We start from the raw sequence: 17391 nt of genomic DNA on the forward strand, positions 1-17391 counted from the left end.
TAAAGAATCCGGTAGCGTTGGCGATATGACCAGCGTGCGAAGAGCGACTTTGGCGGCCGGGTGCGCCGCGTTTGCCGCGGCCCTGGGACTCGCCGTCACGCCGGCAATCTCATCGGCCGACCCGGCCGGCCACCAGGTGACCTACACCGTCACCTCGACCGGCAACCTGACCGGCAACGTCCGCTACATGAACACCGATCCGCCCAGCCAGGCGGCTTATGACGCCAACTCGTCGCAGTTCATGAGCTCCGTGCCCGCGACGTTCACCGCCGGTCAGCCGCTGACCTACACGGCCACCCTGGCGGACCCCAACCAGTGGGCGATCGTCACCGCCAGCGGCGGCTGCCACTGGCCGGACTGCGACTCGTCGAACGTGCCCCAGATTCAATGCCAGATCGCGGTCGACGGCCAGGTGGTGGTGACCCAGAGCGCGACGACGGGTGTCACCTGCTCGACGCGGCGCTGGTAGCCGGCGGATCATCGGCGCATGGGGACGGCTAGGTAGTACTCCAGCCGCCGGGCGCTGTCGACGGTGAAGCCCAGCGCCGTGGCCACGCCGTCGTCGTCCGACAGCAGCCAGCGCTCGGTGTGCTGGCGCTGGAATTCCGTCCACGACGGCACGGTGAACCGTTCCAGGACGGTGTCGGGCTGTTCGAGGCTGCGGTAGAGCCGCCAACTGTGGCCACCCGTCCGCAGGCGAGAGCGCCGCACCGCGCTCATCGCGTCGACGAAACAGGAGAGCTCGCCTTCCGGCACCCGGTACCAAACGGTCACCAGGACCGGCCCGTCGTTGGGGTGTGGCTCGAACAACAGCAGCGGCGACGGCCATGCCCTCGAGATGTCGCGGCTCAGCTTCCCGGTCGCCGGTCGCAGCGGGAGCACGGCGACGCTCAGGGCGGCGAAGCCGAGTAACGCCGCCGAGCACAGCAGCGCGATGCCAAGCCCGGCGTGCGTGGCGACGACACCCCAGAGATATGCCCCGAGTGCCTGGGATCCCGTAAACACCAGCAGATACATCGACAACCCGCGGGCCCGGACCCAGCGCGGCAATTGGAGCTGCGCCGCCGCGTTCAGCGTCGTCAACGTGATCAGCCAGGTCATCCCCGACAGTGCCAGGAAGGGTATCGCAGCGGCGAAGGGCAGCCAGGCCACCGCAATTGTCGCCAGGCCGTATCCGGCGGCGCAGGCCGCCAGCAGGGCGTTCGGTGAAATCCTTTCGCGCAGGGGCGCGGGAACCGCGACCGCCAGCACCGCGCCAAAACCTATGGTGCCCAGCGCCACGCCGTAGCCACCGGCCCCGAGGTGCCAGCTGCGGGCGGCGGCCACCGGCAACAGGGCCAGCAGGGCCGAGGCGGGGAACACGAAAAGCGCTGCGCGCAAAAGGATCCGGCGGAAGATCGGACCGTTGACCACGTAGTGCAGTCCGTTGGCGATGGCCTGACCGATGCGTTCCCGTTCGATGGGCGCCATCTGCTTGGGTCGTTGCCAGGCCCACAGGGCGATCATGATTCCCGTGAACGAGATGGCGTTGAGCGCGAAAACGGCTGCGGCACCGGCCAAGGCGACGACCAGGCCGCCGATCGCCGGTCCGATCGCCCGGGCGATGTTGACCGAGACGCTGGCCAGGGTGGCGGCGGCCGGGATCTCTTCGCGCGGGACGACCTCGGGTTGGATCGCCTGCCAGGCCGGTGCGGTCAGAGCTGAGGCGAGGCCGACGGCCGCGGTGAACGCCAGCAGTAGCGCCGGGGTGAGGCCGCCGAGGTAGGTCAGCAACGCCAGGGCGAGCGTCACCACCACCGCATAGGACTGCAGGAACAGCAGCAACCGCCGCCGGTCGAACAGGTCGGCAATCACACCGGCGAACAAGGCCAGAACCAGCGTCGGCCCGAGGCTCGCCGTCTGGACCAGCGCCACGATGGTGGCGCTACTGTGCTGCTCGACCAGGAACCACTGCGCCGCCACGCCCTGCATCCACGTGCCGAGGTTGGAGACGAATTGCGCGACGAACAGGCTGCGAAACACACGGTGGCGCAACGGTGCCAGTGTCGACGGCTGCTCCATGGCGTGGGCTGCCGGCTGCTAGCCGAGGTTCGGCGCCGAGAACGTGTCGCACTGGTTCGGGTCACCGCTCTGGTAACCGACGGTGAACCAGTGCTGGCGCTGCGCCGACGAGCCGTGCGTCCACGACTCGGGGTTGACGCGCCCGGTGGCTTCCTTCTGGATGCGGTCATCGCCGACCGAGGCCGCCGCCGACAGCGCGTCGGCGATGTCCTTGTCGCTCAGCGGCTGCAGGTAGGGCACGCCGGTGCTCTCCTGCTTGACCGTCGACGCGTAGTGCGCCCAGATGCCGGCGTAGCAGTCGGCCTGTAGCTCGGTGCGCACGCCGTTGCCGCCGGCGCCCTGCGCGCCCTGCTGCGAGCGGCCCAGGACGCCCTGCAGCTGCTGGACGTGGTGCCCGTACTCGTGGGCGACGACGTACTCCTGCGCGAACGGCCCACCGCTGGAACCGAACTTGTCGACCAGCTCCTGGAAGAACTCGGTGTCGAAGTACGCCGTCTGGTCCACCGGGCAGTAGAACGGCCCGACGGCCGTCGTGGCGGGCCCGCAGCCGGTGTCGACAGAGCCGGTGAACAGCCGCAGATGGGGCCGGGTGTACTTGCGGGGCATCAGCTGGTGCCAGACGGCGTCCACGGAGTTGCCGGTGGCCACCACCCGGCACTGCACGTACTTGTTGGCGTCGGCGCCCGTCTTGCACTGGCTGAGGTCGAACCCGGGCGCCGAGTCGTATTGGGTGTCCATGGGCTGCTGGCTCAGCACGCCGCCGGGGTCGACGCCGAAAAACAACGCGAGAAAGATGATCAGCAGCCCGCCGGCGCCGCCCCCGAGGGCCATGCGCATGCCGCCCCCGCCGGAGCTCGACGCGGTGCTGGTGTCGATCTGCATTCCGTCGTTGAACATCGCACTAATCTATCCGGTTGTGGCGGGTCTATCCCGGGCCGTCGCTCGCCGCCGCCAACAGCGGGACCACCACGTCGCTGATCGGGGTGCGCAGCCCGTGGGCCCGCGCCTTGCGGACGATCACCCCGTTACGGATGTCCCACTCCATCGGCCGGTGCTGCTCGCGATCAGCCAGGATCGACGTCCCCATGTCCTCCGGGGCGCGGCGGAACAGCTCGACCAGCTCGTCGGCCACCGCGTCGTCCAGCCGGGCGCCCTCGGCCCGCGCGACGGCCAGGCACTCCGCGACGTAGGCGCGCGACAGCGCGGCCACGTCGTCGCGGCGGAACATCCCCGACCGGCGCCCCGACAGCGCCATGAACCCGGCCAGTGCATTGGTCAGCAACTTGCGCCAGGCGGCCGTGATGATGTCGGGGTCGCAGTCGACGCGGCAGCCGGCGCCGCGCAGCAGTTCGGCGAGCTCCTCCGCCGCGGGGCCGCTGGGCAGCACCAGCGCCGCCTCACTGCGCAGCCGCACCCAGCCCGCGGGCTGGGTTTCGGCCGAGTACCAGACGATCCCGGGCACCACCGGCGAGGACGGGCAGTGCGGCTTCACCTGCTCGACCTGCTCGACACCGTTCTGCAGCACGGCGACCGTCGTGTGTTCGTCGCAGAGGCGCGTCAGCCAGGCCCCGGCCTGTGGGTTCTGGGTCGCCTTGACCGCGAGGACGACGACGTCGACCGTGCCGGTGACCGCGCCGGGATCGGTGAGCACCGGGCCGGGAACCACGATCGGGTCGGAGCCGTCGGGCCGCAGTTCGATGGTGTCGCGGGGGGTGCGCCCGCACACCAGCACCGGGTGCCCGGCCCGGTGCAGCAGCGCGGCGACCGTCGTGCCGACGGCGCCCGGACCGACGAGTGCGATTCTGGTGGCGATAGGACAGAAATTACCTGCCTCTAGACTGGGCACTCGTTCCAACTGGTCGAAGGGGAGTTTTGTGCTGCGCAGCCACGCCGCTGGTTCGCTGAGAAGTAGCGACGCCGGGCAGCAGGTGACGTTGGCCGGCTGGGTGGCCCGCCGCCGCGACCACGGCGGCGTGATCTTCATCGACCTGCGCGACGCCTCGGGCGTCGCCCAGGTCGTCTTTCGCGCCCAGGACGTGCTGGCCCAGGCCCACCGGCTGCGCGCCGAGTTCTGCGTGGCGGTCACCGGCGTCGTCGAGGTCCGGCCCGAGGGCAACGCCAACCCGGAGATCGCCACCGGCGAGATCGAGGTGAACGCGACGTCGTTGACCGTGCTGGGTGAGAGCGCGCCGCTGCCGTTCCAGCTCGACGAGCCCGCCGGCGAGGAACTGCGCCTGAAGTACCGCTACCTCGACCTGCGCCGCGATGGCCCGGCGGCGGCGATGCGCCTGCGCAGCAAGGTGAATGCCGCCGCGCGCGCCGTGCTGGCGGGGCACGACTTCGTCGAGGTCGAGACGCCGACGATCACGCGTTCGACGCCGGAGGGCGCGCGCGACTTCCTGGTGCCGGCCCGCCTGCACCCGGGTTCGTTCTACGCCCTGCCGCAGAGCCCGCAGCTGTTCAAGCAGCTGTTGATGGTGGCCGGGATGGAGCGCTACTACCAGATCGCGCGCTGCTACCGCGACGAGGACTTCCGCGCCGACCGGCAGCCCGAGTTCACCCAGCTCGACATGGAGATGAGCTTCGTCGACGCCGAGGACATCATCGCGATCTCGGAGGAGATCCTGACCGCGCTGTGGGCGCTGATCGGCTATGAGATCCCGAAGCCGATCCCGCGGATCAGCTACGCCGAGGCCATGCGGCGGTTCGGCTCCGACAAGCCCGACCTGCGCTTCGGCCTCGAGCTCGTCGAGTGCACGGAGTTCTTCAAAGACACCACCTTTCGCGTGTTCCAGGCGCCCTACGTCGGCGCGGTCGTGATGCCGGGCGGGGCGTCGCAGCCTCGGCGCACCCTCGACGGCTGGCAGGAGTGGGCCAAGCAGCGCGGGCACCGCGGGCTGGCCTACGTGCTCGTCGGCGAGGACGGGACGCTGGGCGGCCCGGTGGCCAAGAACCTGTCCGACGCCGAGCGCGACGGCCTGGCCGCGCACGTCGGCGCCAAGCCCGGCGACTGCATCTTCTTCTCGGCCGGCCCGCCCAAGCCGTCGCGGGCGCTGCTGGGCGCCGCCCGCGGCGAGATCGCCCACCGCCTGGGCCTGATCGACCCGGACGCGTGGGCGTTCGTCTGGGTGGTCGACCCGCCGCTGTTCGAGCCGGCCGACGATGCCACGGCCGCCGGTGACGTCGCCGTCGGGTCCGGGGCGTGGACCGCCGTGCACCACGCGTTCACGTCGCCGAAGCCCGAGTTCGAGGACGTGGTCGACACCGATCCGGGCAACGTGCTGGCCGACGCCTACGACATCGTCTGTAACGGCAACGAGATCGGCGGCGGGTCGATCCGTATCCACCGCCGCGACATCCAGGAGCGGGTGTTCGCCGTGATGGGCCTGGACAAGGCCGAGGCCGAGGAGAAGTTCGGATTCCTGTTGGAGGCGTTCACCTTTGGCGCGCCGCCGCACGGGGGGATCGCGTTCGGGTGGGACCGGATCAACGCGCTGCTGTCCGGGGTGGACTCGATCCGCGAGGTGATCGCGTTCCCCAAGACGGGCGGCGGCGTCGACCCGCTGACCAACGCGCCGGCACCGATCACGCCGCAGCAGCGCAAGGAGTCCGGAATAGACGCCAAGCCCAGGGAAGTTGACCGGGCATGAGCGAAATGCCCGACACCCAGACCATCAACTCGTTCAACCAGAGCATCATCGACGAGTTCCGATCCAACGGCGGCAAGGTCGGCGGCCAGTTCGAGGGCGCCACGTTGCTCCTGCTGCACACCACCGGCGCCAAGTCGGGCGAGCCGCGGGTTTCGCCGCTGGCGTACTTCGACATCGACGGCAAGCTGATCATCATCGGCTCGTTCGCCGGGGCCCCCGTCAGCCCGGCATGGGTCCACAACCTGCGCGCCAATCCCGCCGCCCGCGTAGAGGTTGGCACCGAGCAGTTCGACGTTACCGCCCACGAGCTGCCCCGCACCGAGCGCGACGCGCTGTTCGACAAGATCTCCGCCGCCGCGCCGGGCTTCGCCGAGTACCAGTCCAAGACGAGCAGGGTCATACCGCTGTTCGAGTTGCGGCGAACCTGACGCTCGCCTCCCGCGCCGGCGGTGCGGTAAGCAGGCAACGTGAAATCGTTGCGCGCCGCGGCGCGCGCCGGCCTCAGGCGGCTGCGCGACCGGTGGTTCAACCTCGTGCAGACGGCGGTCGCCGCGGGGTTGGCCTGGTTCCTCACCCACGACCTGCTGCACCACCCGCAGCCGTTCTTCGCGCCGATCGCCGCCGCGGTGTGCCTGTCGATCAGCAACGTCCTGCGCGCACAGCGCGCCGTCCAGATGATGATCGGGGTGACGCTCGGCATCGGGCTGGGGACGCTGGTCCAGTGGGTGCTCGGGCCGGGCGCCGTCGCCATCGGCGTCGCCGCCCTGTTCGCGTTGGTCGTGGCGATGGTGATCGGGACGGGCTTCATCGGCCAGGGCATGATGTTCGCCAACCAGACCGTCGTCTCGTCGATCCTGGTGATCGCCCTCTACCGCAGCGGTGTCGGCCTGGAGCGTGTCCTCGACTCCCTGGTCGGCGGCGTCTTGGCGATCGTGTTCGCCGTGCTGCTGTTCCCGGCCGACCCGATGAAGGTGCTGCGGCGGGCGCGCGCCGGCGTGCTCGGCGTCCTGCACAACGTCCTGGCGCGCAGCGCCGACGTCGCCGCGGGACGGCGGGCGGTTCCGGGGGACTGGCCGCTGTCGGCCGTCGACCGGGTGCACGAACAAATCGGCGGGCTGATCGAGGCGCGGACCACCGCCCGTCAGGCCGTGCGGATCTCGCCGCCGCGGTGGCGCATGCGGGCCGCCGTCTACGCCGCCGACCACCAGGCCGTCCACGTCGCCCTGCTGGCCGGCTCGGTGCTGCAACTGGCGCGCCTGGTCGACGCTCCCGCGTCGGGCACGGTCCACACCGTGCTGGTCGAACTTGCGGCGGCCGCCGCGCTGGTGGAAACCGATCCGGCCGGGGCGTCGGCGTACATCGCCGCCGCGCGCCACTGCGCCTCATCGCTGCTGACCGACGCCCGCGAGAAGGACGACGTGGTGCTGGCCGACGTCGTCTCGGCCTGCGTCGACGACCTGCAGCGGGTCATCGACCTGCGGCGGGTGTGAGCGCCTACATCGCGGCGAGGAACTCCTGGACGAGCTTCTTGGGCGCCTGGGTCAGCCAGGCCTCGGTGATCAGCTCCTCGAGCGCGCGGACCGAGGCCTCGGAGAGCCGCACCAGCACCGCCGGGTAGCCGTCGAAGTGCGGCGTCGTGAAGTAGATCGACGGCTCGTCGGCGATCAGCGCGAACTTGACGCCCTCGTCGGACACCCGCACACCGAGGATGTCGCCCTCGGGCGCCTGGACCCCGGCCCGCGACAGCGCCGCGCGGTCCGATGGGCGGAGGGGCCGCTCCCACGCCAGCAACTTCTTGCCGACCCGCCAGTCGTGCGGTGACGGCTCCGAGGTGAGGGCCAGCCCGCCCACGATGCGGGCGACGTCGTCCCACGTGGCCACCTCTCGATTGTCCTCCCGCTTTGTTGCGGTTGGCTCGCGATTGGCAAACGGTCTGTGGTGGGATCAGCATCGTGGGTGACGACGAATCCGGGGTCGCGCGCCGCCATCGCGTCACGCACCGCACGGAGTACCGCTACTCCGACGTGGTGACGAGCTCGTACGGCCGCGGGTTCCTCACGCCGCGCGACTCGCTGCGCCAGCGCTGCGTCGCCCACCGGCTGATCGTCGATCCGGCGCCGGCCGACCGTTCCACCAGCCTCGACTGCTACGGCAACATCAGCTCTTATTTCCATGTCACCGAGCCGCACCGCGCGCTGACGATCACCAGCGACAGCATCGTCGACGTGTATCCGCCGCCGCCCGAGCGGTACACCAGCGGGCCGGCCGTGCAGCCGTGGGAGTTCTCCCGGCCCGCCGGCCGCCGGGGAGCGCTCGCCGCCGAGTTCACCCTGGACCTGAACCCGCCGGAGATCACCGACGAGGTGCGCGACTACGCCGCGCCCAGCTTCGAGCCGGACCGGCCGCTGGTCGACGTGCTGCGCGACCTCGCGTCGCGAATCTTCCGCGACTTCACCTACCGTTCGGGGTCGACGACGATTTCCACCGGGGTCAAGGAGGTTCTGGCGGCCCGGGAAGGGGTATGTCAAGACTTTGCCAGGCTGGCGATCGCCTGCCTGCGCGCCAACGGTCTTGCGGCCAGCTACGTCTCGGGGTACCTGGCCACCGACCCGCCCCCCGGAAAGGATCGCATGATCGGCATCGACGCCACCCACGCCTGGGCCGGGGTGTGGACCCCGCAGGAGCCCGGTCGGTTCGAGTGGCTTGGGCTCGATCCCACCAACGACCAGCTGGCCGACGAGCGGTACATCATCGTCGGCCGCGGCCGCGACTACGCGGATGTGCCGCCGCTGCGCGGCATCATCTACACCAACTCCGAACACAGCAAGATCGACGTCGCCGTCGACGTCGTCCCGTGGTCGGACTCGCTCGAAGGCGACCCCTTCGATGCGTGACTTCCACTGCCCCAACTGCGGCCAGCGCCTGGCGTTCGAGAATTCCGAGTGCCTGTCGTGCCACAGCGCGCTCGGCTTCTCGCTCGAGCAGATGGCGTTGCTGGTGATCGCCAAGGGCGACCAGGGTGATCATGCCGGCGCCGTGGACGCAGACGACTACCAACTGTGCGCGAATCTTTATCTGGCCGAATGCAATTGGCTGGTTCCCAAGAGCGACCGCGGCCATCTGTGCGTGTCGTGCGCGCTCACGCTGGAGCGGCCGAACGACGCCGACACCGACGGGCTGGCGGCCTTCGCCCGCGCCGAGGCGGCCAAGCGCCGGCTGATCGCCGAGTTGCACGAGCTGCGGCTGCCGATCATCGGTCGCGACCGGGACCCCGACTACGGGCTGGGCTTCCGGCTGTTGTCCAGCGCGCACGAGAAGGTGTTCACCGGGCACGAAAACGGGCTCATCACACTGGATTTGGCCGAGGGCGACGACGTCCATCGCGAACAGCTGCGGGTCGAGATGGAAGAGCCGTACCGCACGCTGCTGGGGCACTTCCGCCACGAGGTCGGCCACTACTACTTCTACCGGCTGGTCGCCCCGTCCGGCGACTACCTCGCCCGGTTCAACGAGCTGTTCGGGGACCCCGACGCCGACTATCAGGAGGCGCTGGACCGGCACTATCGCGACGGCGCGCCCGACGGCTGGGAGGAGAACTTCGTGTCGTCCTACGCGACCATGCACGCCGCCGAGGACTGGGCCGAGACGTTCGCCCACTACCTGCACATCCGCGACACGCTAGACACCGCCGCCTGGTGCGGCCTGGCGCCGGCGTCGGCGACCTTCGACCGGCCCCTGTTGGGCCCCAGCGCTTTTCAGACGATCATCGACACGTGGCTGCCGCTGTCGTGGTCGCTGAACATGGTGAACCGGTCGATGGGCCACGACGACCTCTACCCGTTCGTGCTGCCGACGAAGGTGCTGGAGAAGATGCAGTTCATTCACACCGTGATCGACGAGGTGACCTCGGACGAGCGGGGGCCGGCGGCAATCGCGGGCTAGCAGAATCGACTGTGCGTCCACGGCGTTGAGCGTGAATCCTGGGATGCGACACGCCGGGTCGGGCCGCCACCAGTTCACTGTGAAAGCCATGGCTTCACACTCGGGCGAGCCTGGCGCCTCCAGGCAAGCTCGATTGGCCGCCCCTTGAACCGTGCACAATGGGGCGGTGTGCTTCTCGATAGCGGCCGATCTGGTGGTGGGCACCGCCCTGGTGCCGGTAGCGATCGCGACCCTGCGCGAAGTCAAGCTGTGGCGTGAGATTCCATTCGCTCTGCTACCCGCGGTGTTCTCGGTCCATCAGTTCCTCGAGGCGGCCGTGTGGCCCAACGGCGTCGTCTCCGCCGGGATGGCAGAGTTCGCCGTGCGGGCTTACATATTCATCGCGCTGCCGCTGCTTCCGGCGTTGGTCCCAGTGGGGATCTTGATGCTCGAACCGCGCGGCGCGCGACTGCGGGTGGCGCCGTTCGCGGTTCTCGGCGCCGTCGTTTCGGCCTATCTGGCTTTCGTGGTCCTCGCCGAACCAATCGGCGTCAAGAGGTGCCCCCACGCGCTGGAATACCAGACCGCCGCTCGCGAAAGCTACGTGTGGGCAACGCTCTACATCGTCGCCGTCATCGGGCCGGCATTGCTGTCTGGCTACCGCTCCATCGTGGCGTTCGGCTTGGCAAACCTGGTGGGCCTGGTTGCGGTGGCCCTCCTTTACTTCGAAGCGTTCGCGTCATTCTGGTGTATCTATGCCGCTGTGGTGTCGGTCTTGGTGCTGGTGCACATGCGGCGTCGTCGGCGGCTGCCCGATCCACACCGCTACCGCGGCGTCGCCATGGACGAGGCGGCATCGATCTAGGCCGGCATCATCCGGCGTTCGTCGGGGCCCCACAGCGGCTGCATGCCGCCGGGCAGCGCGAGCTGCGTGGTGGTGATGACCTCGGCCAGATCGCGCAGCTGCGCGTGCACGGCGCCGAGCAGTTCGGCCAGGTCTCCACGCCGGCCGTCGGCGACCTCGTCGAGCTCGTCGGGGTGCGACCTGCGCAACAGGGTGGCGATCTCGTCCACCAGCCGTTCCGGCCGCGACGACCCCGACGCGCCGGGCAGGTCCTTGAGCGCGCTGCGCAGCCGCTCGACCTGGTACTGCAGCGACCGCGGGTTCTGGGCGTCGAACAGCATCAGGTCGGACACGGCGGCGACGCTGACGTTGCCGACGGTGCGTCGCCGGTAGATGACCGACGACTCGCACGCGACAAGCGCCGACTCGATGATCGTCTGCTCGGCGGCGGCGCCGCGAACCGTCGTCAGGGTGGCGCGCAGCAGCGCGGTGAGCCACAGGCCGCGCTCGATGCGCTTGCCGATGTCCATCATCGTCCAGCCGGCGTCGCGCACCATCGACTCGCCGGCCACCCCGGCCAGCGTCAGCATCCCGGCCAGCGTCTGCGTCTGGGCGGAGGCCAGCAGCGCGTCGGCCTCGGTCAGCGAGTCGGGCGGCTCGGCCGGCTGCGCGATCGCCCGCTCGACCCCGGCCAGCACCATCCAGGTGTCGTTGGACAGCTGGTCGCGCACGGCGCGCGCGGCCAGGGCGAGCCCCTCCACGGACTGCACGAGCGATCCCGGCCGTTCGGGGTCCACGGTCAGCGACCACAGCGTCGAGGGCGCGACCGCGATCATCTCCGCGTGGTCGGCGCCGGTCCCGGTGTCGGTGCCGGTGATGTCGCCCAGCGCGGCCAGCAGGACCGGTACGCAGTCGCTTTCCTCGCTGTCCTGGTGGTGGCGGTAGACGTGGTAGCGGTCGCGGGTCACGATCAGCAACCGGGCCATGTTCTCGGCCCGCTCGCCGTAGCGCCCGATCCAGAACAGGTCGGACAGCACGCGCGGCGAGCTGACGCCCCAGGTGCCCGCGGCTGTCTTGGCCGGCGGCTCGATCGAGAGGCTGACGGTCTCGGTGCGCGCCCGCTCCGTCGGCCGCACCCAGACATCTTTGGCGGCAACGGTTTTCAGCGTGTAGGCCTCGGGCCCGGGCGCCAGCACGTACCCGACCCCGCCGATCATCGGCGCGTACCCGCTGCGCTGGGCGACGGTGAACAGCCGCATGCCGACGCCCGCGGACGACAGCGCGCCGGCGTGGTCGGTGGGCGCCGACGAGAACTGCGGCAGTTCCTGGCCCACCCACTGCCACGGCGCCGCCTCGATCCGCGCCGCCAGCGCCGCCAGCCGACGCGACGAAAGCGCCGGGCCGACAAGGGTTTCCGCGCCCACGGTGGACTTCACCAACAGCGACGGGAGGTTGGCCAGCAAGTGCGAGCGCTCGCTGGAGATGCCGCCCCAGTACACCGGCGCCGTCTGCAGCAGCGGGGCTTCGGACAGCAGCCGCTTGGCCAGCTCGGGCAGGAAGCGCAGCAAGCCCGGGCTTTCCAGGATGCCGCTGCCGAGCGTGTTGACGACGGTCACCGTCCCGCGCCGCTGGGCCTCCACCAGACCCACCACGCCGAGCATCGAATCCGCGCGCAGGTCAAGGGGATCGACGTATTCGGCGTCGACCCGGCGCAGCACCACGTCGACGCGTTTGAGCGTGCCCAGCGAGCGCATCCACAGCTTGCCGTCGCGCACCACCAGGTCGGCGCTCTCCACCAGCGGGAAGCCCAGCTGGGTGGCGAGGTAGGCCTGGTCGAAGGCGGTCTCCGAGTAGATGCCGGGCGTGAGCACCACGACCACCGGGTCCTGGGCCACGTCGGGCGCGGCGTCGATCAGCGCCAGCCGCAGCGCCTGCGCGAACGGGGTGGTCGGCCGCGGCGCGATCCGCTCGTAGAGGTCCGGGATCGCGTGCGCGACGACGCGGCGGTCGGCCAGCGCGTAGCCGGCGCCCGACGGCGCCTGCGTCCAGTCGGCATTGACCCGGAAGCTCCCGTCGGGGAGCCGGCTGAGGTCGCAGGCGTGCATGAACAGCTGGTGCCGGCCGGGCACCTCGATCCCGATGGCCGCGCGCACGTAGCCCGGATGGCCGAACAGCAGCTCCGGCGGCAGCACGCCCTCGGTGATCATGGTCCGCGGCCCGTACAGGTCGGACAGCACGGCGTCGAGCAGGCGCGAGCGCTGCAGGAGCCCGGCCTCGAGCACCTCCCAGTCCGCCGCCGACACCACGATCGGCAGGGTGTCCAGGCGCCACGGCCGGGGCTCCAGGCCGTGCCCGGTGGGGCCGACCTCGGTGTAGGTGATGCCGTCGTTGTCGATCAGGCCGTGCACCACCGACCGCAACCGGTCCAGCCCGGCCCGGCCGCGCTGGGCGACCGTGTCGGCGAGCTCCCACCAGGCCGGCCGCACCTGCCCGTCGCGGTCGACGAACTCGTCGTACCCGATGCCCGGGCCGTGACGCAGGTCGAACAGCGTCTCCTGGGCGCGTGCGGTGCGGTACGCGGCCAGCAGGCGATCGGCGTCGTAACCCAGTCCGGGGGCCAGTTCGGGTGGGGCCATTACGTCTGCACGGTACGCACGCGCCGCAGGTCGAGGATGCCCGGCGCGCCGACGTCGGTGAAGATCCTGGCCTGTTTCTCCCGGATGCCGGCCAGGTCGAGCTTGCCCGGGGTGAAGCCGGTGGCCTCGAACCGGCGGGCGCGGCGCGCCTCGGCCTCCACGGCGTTGACCGGCGGCTCGTCGTAGGCGCGGCCGCCGGGGTGGGCGACGTGGTAGGTGCAGCCGCCGCGCGACGTGCCGCTGGTGAGGTCGATCAGCTCGAACTGCAGGGGCACGTCGGTGGAGATGGTCGGGTGCAGCGCGCTGGGCGGCTGCCAGGCCTTGAACCGCACACCGCCGACGTGGATGTCGGGCTTGTCGGTGGCCAGCAGGGGCACCGGATAGCCGTTGGCCGTGACCACGTACCGGTGCCGGTCGGCGCCGATGATGCGGACCTGGATGCGCTCGACCGACGAGTCGACGTAGCGGGCGGTGCCCGTCGCGGTGGCCTCCTCGCCGAGGGTGTTCCACGGCTCGATCGCGCCGCGCAGCTCGATCTCCACGCCGTCGAACACCGCGGTGCCGATGCGCGGGAAGCGGAACTCGGTGAACGGGTCCAGCCAGCTGGTCTCGAAGGCGATGCCGTGCGCGCGCAGGTCGGCGGCCACCTCGGCGATGTCGTGAATCACGAAGTGCGGCAACAGGTACCGGCCGTGCAGGTTGGCTCCGTGCCGGATCAGCGGGGCGCGCAGCGGCTCTTCGGCGAACCACGCCACCAGCGAGCGCACGAGGAGCGACTGCACCATCGCCATGCGCAGGTGCGGCGGCATCTCGAAGCCACGAAGCTCCAGCAGGCCCAGCCGGCCGCGCGGGCTGTCGGGGTTGTAGAGCTTGTCGATGCAGAACTCGGCGCGATGGGTGTTGCCGGTGATGTCGGTGAGCAGGTGGCGCAGCGCGCGGTCGGCCACCCACGGCTTGGGGGCGCCGCCCGCGCACTGGCGGGCGATCTCGGCGAACGCGATCTCGAGTTCGTACAGCGCCTCGGCGCGCCCCTCGTCCACCCGGGGCGCCTGCGAGGTGGTGCCGACGAACCGCCCGGCGAACAGGTAGGACAGCGCGGGGTGGCGCTGCCAGTAGGTCAGCAGGGACACCAGCAGGTCGGGGCGGCGCAGCAGCGGCGAGTCCGCGGGCGTCGCGCCGCCCAGCGTGATGTGGTTGCCGCCGCCGGTGCCGCCGTGCGTGCCGTCGACGTCGAAGCACTCCGTGGACAGTCGCGCCAGCCGGGCCTGCTCGTACAACGTCTCGAGCAGCTCGTATTGCTCGTCGAACCCGGCGCAGGGTGCGACGTTGACCTCGATGACGCCGGGGTCGGGGGTGATCGTCGTCGACCGCAGCCGCGGATCGGGCGGGGGACCGTAGCCCTCGACCACCACCGGGCAGTCGGCCTTCGCCACCGCGGTCTCGACCCGGGCGACGAGGTCGAGGAAGTGCTCGAGCGCCTCGGTGGGCGGGAGGAACACGTGCAGCAGCCCGTCGCGGACCTCGGCGACCAGGGCGGTGGGCGGCGCGTCGTCGGGGTCGGTGACGACGGCGTCGGTCGACTCCGTCGACAGAACGCCGTCCGCGGCGAGGGGATCCGCGTCGAACGACGGCCGGGGCGGCTTCCAGCTGATCGAGTCCAGCGGCAACCGCAGCCCCGCCGGGGAGTCGCCGGGAACCAGGACGATGCGCCCGCGCCGCAGCCGCCAGTCGGCGCTGGCCCAGCCCAGGTCGTCGTCGCGGCGGTGCAGCGGCAGCACGAAAGCGGTTGGCCGCGAGGTTGATTCGTCCAGGCGCCGCAGCAGGGCGGCGCGGGCCGCCGCGGAGTCGTCGGCGAGGTCGTCGGCGGGGTCGACGGCCTCGCCCTCCGGCAGGCGCGCCTTGGCCGCCAGCCGGTGCAGCGGGTCTTCGTAGGCCGGCCGCACCTGCGAGAGCGGCAGGCCGAAACCGTCGGCGACCCCCGCCAGCACCTCGCACGCCGCGTCCTCGGGGGCGGGCGCGCCGGGCTCCTCGGCCCAGGGGTCGGCGAGCAGCGCCTCGTCCGTCCAGACCGGTTGCCCGTCGGTGCGCCAGTACAGCCCGATCTGCCAGCGGGGCAACGGTTCCCCGGGATACCACTTGCCCTGCCCGCGCTGGACCAGCCCGCCGGGCGCCCACGCCGCCTTGAGGCGGGCGGCCAGTTCGGAGGCGCGCCGCCGCTTGAGCGGGCCGTCGGCGGCCGTCGTCCACTCCTCGGAGACCTGGTCGTCCACCGACACGAACGTGGGCTCGCCGCCGATCGTGAGCCGGACGTCGGCGGCGGCCAGGCGCTCGTCGACGGCGCGGCCGACGTCGCGGACCGCCTGCCAGGCTTCGTCGGTGTAGGGCAGCGTGACGCGCGGATCCTCGTGGACGCGGGTGACGGTGTTGGAGAACTCGAGCACCGATTCGCAGGGCTGGGTGCCGCCGGTGATCGGCGCGGCGCCGGCCGGGTGCGGCGTGGCCGCCAGCGGGATGTGGCCCTCGCCGGCGAACAGCCCGGACGTCGGGTCCAGCCCGATCCAGCCCGCGCCGGGGATGTACACCTCGGCCCAGGCGTGCAGGTCGGTGAAGTCGGCGGCGGGTCCCGACGGCCCGTCGAGCGCCTCGACGTCGGACGCGAGTTGCACCAGGTAGCCGGACACGAAGCGGGCGGCCAACCCGAGCTGCCGCAGGACGGAGACCAGCAGCCAGGCCGAGTCGCGGCACGAGCCGACGCCGGTGCGCAGCGTGTAATCGGGCGTCTGCACGCCGGGTTCCATCCGCACGCTGTAGGCGACGTCGGCGTTGACCGCGCGGTTGAGCCGCACCAGCATGTCGATGGTGCGGGTGCCGTCGGGCACGGAGAAGGCGCGCACCCACGCCCGCGTCAGCTCGCCGGGGCCGGAACCCTCGCCGTCCTCGGCCCCGTCGTCCACGGGCCGCAGGTAGGGCTCGAGGTCGTCGGCCAGCGCCTTGGGGTAGGCCATCCCGCCCGGCCGCCACGTCTCGGCCCAGTCCTCGATGAAGAAGTCGAACGGGTTGATCACCTTGAGGTCGGCGATCAGCCCGACCGTGATCGTCAGTTGGCGCATGGGGTTCGGAAACACCAGGCGCGCAAGGAAATTGCCGACCGCGTCCTGCTGCCAGTTGATGAAGTGCTCGGCGGGCTCGACCCGCAGCGAATAGGCCTCGATCGGCGTGCGGCAGTGCGGCGCCGGGCGCAGCCGGACGACGTGCGGATACACGCCGACCAGCCGGTCAAAGGTGTAGCTGGTGCGGTGCTCCAGCGCCACTTTGATGCTCATAACCGCTGATCAAATCACGAGCGGAGCAAGCCTGCAGCGCAGCGCAATTGCGCGGTGGGGGCGCGGCCGGGCCGCCCGGTGACGCTTAGCCGGTGCTGTACGGCTGCGGCCCCGGGTAGCTCGGCGGCGGCCCGGCCTGGTAGCCGGGTTGCTGCTCCTGGACGGGGGCCACCTGGCCGCCGGAGAGCTTGCGGTAGGTGTAGGTCAGGATGAGCTGGGCGACAGGGAATCCCACGACCAGCCCGACGAGGCAGAGCAATTCGCCGACCAGCAGCGCCGCCATCTGCACCAGCCACGACAGCAGGGTGCCGCCGATGTTGGACCGGACCGTCGTGAAGCTGGCCTTGAAGGACTCGAACGGCGTCAGGGACCGGTCGACGACGTACGGGATGGCGAAGATGGCCAGGAACGCGAAGATCAGACCGGGGATGATGCACAGGATCATGCCGATCCACGTGCCGAGGGCGATCAGCAGCGCGGTCAGCAGCACCCGGCCCAGGTTGCGCGGCTTGAAGAACGACCCGATGGTGACCGGCCTGCCGTCCGCGAGATCGAGGCAGCCGGTGAGCAATCCCGCGTGCATCACGGTGGCCGCCAGGAAGATCAGGACGTAGCCGATGACCATGACGGCGACGGAGGCCGGGCCCAGCGTGACGCTGGTGCTACCGAAGGTCTGGCCGTTGTCGTCGGTGAACGTCGTGCTCGTCTGCTCGCCGAGCGCCGCGGGAAGGAACCCGGTCAGCGCGGCCAGGATCGAGACGATCACGCCATACACCAGCGTCGGCACGATCAGTGCCGTCGCGTTGGACGTGAAGGTCTTCCACGACCAGTTGAACGCCTGACCCACGTCGAACTGCGGGGTGGGCTGGCCGCCGTAGCCGGAGGGCGCGCCGTAGCCCTGCGGCGGCGGGGGAGGTGCGCCGTAATTGGGCGGGGGCGTGTACCCGCCCAATTAC

General features: G+C 70.8%; 14 protein-coding genes. 7 read left to right on the forward strand and 7 right to left on the reverse strand.

The features are described from left to right. The first annotated feature begins 25 nt into the window (after positions 1-25). Positions 26-469 (forward strand): hypothetical protein, encoded by a 444-nt coding sequence (locus tag GPY60_RS20515; RefSeq protein WP_156689536.1) that lies wholly within the window; start codon positions 26-28, stop codon positions 467-469. 8 nt (positions 470-477) lie between these two features. On the opposite strand, the gene GPY60_RS20520 is transcribed toward GPY60_RS20515, so the two are convergent. Genes GPY60_RS20520 through GPY60_RS20530 form a run of 3 tightly spaced genes read right to left on the reverse strand, consistent with a single transcriptional unit; the run spans position 478 to position 3874 of the window. Next, complete coding sequence (locus GPY60_RS20520) at positions 478-2061, reverse strand: MFS transporter (protein WP_156689537.1); 1584 nt, start codon at positions 2059-2061, stop codon at positions 478-480. 18 nt (positions 2062-2079) lie between these two features. Continuing rightward, a complete protein-coding gene (ypfJ, locus tag GPY60_RS20525; protein ID WP_156689538.1) occupies positions 2080-2958 on the reverse strand; it encodes a KPN_02809 family neutral zinc metallopeptidase in 879 nt (292 codons plus the stop codon). A gap of 28 nt (positions 2959-2986) precedes the next feature. Then, on the reverse strand, positions 2987-3874 hold the full coding sequence (locus GPY60_RS20530; RefSeq protein ID WP_197283766.1) for an oxidoreductase: 888 nt from the start codon (positions 3872-3874) through the stop codon (positions 2987-2989). 61 nt (positions 3875-3935) lie between these two features. On the opposite strand from GPY60_RS20530, the gene aspS reads away from it, so the two are divergent. The 3 genes from aspS to GPY60_RS20545 are packed head-to-tail and all read left to right on the forward strand — an operon-like array spanning position 3936 to position 7201. Beyond that, positions 3936-5711 carry an aspartate--tRNA ligase gene (aspS, locus tag GPY60_RS20535; protein WP_156689539.1) on the forward strand — a complete coding sequence of 592 codons (1776 nt, stop codon included), beginning with the start codon at positions 3936-3938 and terminating at the stop codon, positions 5709-5711. After that, positions 5708-6139 (forward strand): nitroreductase family deazaflavin-dependent oxidoreductase, encoded by a 432-nt coding sequence (locus GPY60_RS20540; protein WP_156689540.1) that lies wholly within the window; start codon positions 5708-5710, stop codon positions 6137-6139. The genes aspS and GPY60_RS20540 overlap by 4 nt, the downstream gene beginning before the upstream one ends. A gap of 39 nt (positions 6140-6178) precedes the next feature. Continuing rightward, a complete protein-coding gene (locus GPY60_RS20545; RefSeq protein WP_156689541.1) occupies positions 6179-7201 on the forward strand; it encodes an FUSC family protein in 1023 nt (340 codons plus the stop codon). A gap of 4 nt (positions 7202-7205) precedes the next feature. Here the strand turns inward: GPY60_RS20545 and GPY60_RS20550 are convergent, their stop codons facing one another. After that, on the reverse strand, positions 7206-7592 hold the full coding sequence (locus GPY60_RS20550) for an MmcQ/YjbR family DNA-binding protein (RefSeq protein WP_156689542.1): 387 nt from the start codon (positions 7590-7592) through the stop codon (positions 7206-7208). Positions 7593-7663: 71 nt separating this feature from the next. Between GPY60_RS20550 and GPY60_RS20555 the strand changes: the two genes are divergently transcribed. The 3 genes from GPY60_RS20555 (at position 7664) to GPY60_RS20565 (ending at position 10497) form a co-directional block, all read left to right on the forward strand. Continuing rightward, on the forward strand, positions 7664-8605 hold the full coding sequence (locus GPY60_RS20555; protein WP_156689543.1) for a transglutaminase family protein: 942 nt from the start codon (positions 7664-7666) through the stop codon (positions 8603-8605). Next, a complete protein-coding gene (locus GPY60_RS20560; protein ID WP_156689544.1) occupies positions 8598-9653 on the forward strand; it encodes a zinc-binding metallopeptidase family protein in 1056 nt (351 codons plus the stop codon). The genes GPY60_RS20555 and GPY60_RS20560 overlap by 8 nt, the downstream gene beginning before the upstream one ends. 166 nt (positions 9654-9819) lie before the next feature. Then, the gene (locus GPY60_RS20565; RefSeq protein ID WP_156689549.1) at positions 9820-10497 is read left to right on the forward strand and encodes a DUF6629 family protein; all 678 of its coding nucleotides are present in this window, start codon (positions 9820-9822) and stop codon (positions 10495-10497) included. Here GPY60_RS20565 and GPY60_RS20570 read toward each other — a convergent pair. From GPY60_RS20570 to GPY60_RS20580, 3 genes are all read right to left on the reverse strand, one after another. Then, positions 10494-13112 (reverse strand): circularly permuted type 2 ATP-grasp protein, encoded by a 2619-nt coding sequence (locus GPY60_RS20570; protein WP_156689545.1) that lies wholly within the window; start codon positions 13110-13112, stop codon positions 10494-10496. The two genes, GPY60_RS20565 and GPY60_RS20570, sit on opposite strands and share 4 nt — an antisense overlap. Further along, on the reverse strand, positions 13112-16435 hold the full coding sequence (locus GPY60_RS20575; RefSeq protein WP_156689546.1) for a transglutaminase family protein: 3324 nt from the start codon (positions 16433-16435) through the stop codon (positions 13112-13114). Before GPY60_RS20575 ends, GPY60_RS20570 begins: the two co-directional genes overlap by 1 nt. 85 nt (positions 16436-16520) lie before the next feature. After that, positions 16521-17282 (reverse strand): hypothetical protein, encoded by a 762-nt coding sequence (locus GPY60_RS20580; RefSeq protein ID WP_231639752.1) that lies wholly within the window; start codon positions 17280-17282, stop codon positions 16521-16523. Positions 17283-17391: the final 109 nt, after the last annotated feature.

Source organism: Mycobacterium sp. Marseille-P9652 (assembly GCF_902652685.1).
In the GTDB taxonomy this organism is placed as follows: domain Bacteria; phylum Actinomycetota; class Actinomycetes; order Mycobacteriales; family Mycobacteriaceae; genus Mycobacterium.

What these genes read in the sequence shown, in the direction of transcription:
- GPY60_RS20540 (WP_156689540.1), top strand. Translation starts at nt 5,708, where the DNA reads ATGAGCGAAATGCCCGACACCCAGACCATCAACTCGTTCAACCAGAGC.
- GPY60_RS20520 (WP_156689537.1), bottom strand. Translation starts at nt 2,061, where the DNA reads ATGGAGCAGCCGTCGACACTGGCACCGTTGCGCCACCGTGTGTTTCGC.
- ypfJ (WP_156689538.1), bottom strand. Translation starts at nt 2,958, where the DNA reads ATGTTCAACGACGGAATGCAGATCGACACCAGCACCGCGTCGAGCTCC.
- GPY60_RS20570 (WP_156689545.1), bottom strand. Translation starts at nt 13,112, where the DNA reads ATGGCCCCACCCGAACTGGCCCCCGGACTGGGTTACGACGCCGATCGC.
- GPY60_RS20515 (WP_156689536.1), top strand. Translation starts at nt 26, where the DNA reads ATGACCAGCGTGCGAAGAGCGACTTTGGCGGCCGGGTGCGCCGCGTTT.
- GPY60_RS20575 (WP_156689546.1), bottom strand. Translation starts at nt 16,435, where the DNA reads ATGAGCATCAAAGTGGCGCTGGAGCACCGCACCAGCTACACCTTTGAC.
- GPY60_RS20560 (WP_156689544.1), top strand. Translation starts at nt 8,598, where the DNA reads ATGCGTGACTTCCACTGCCCCAACTGCGGCCAGCGCCTGGCGTTCGAG.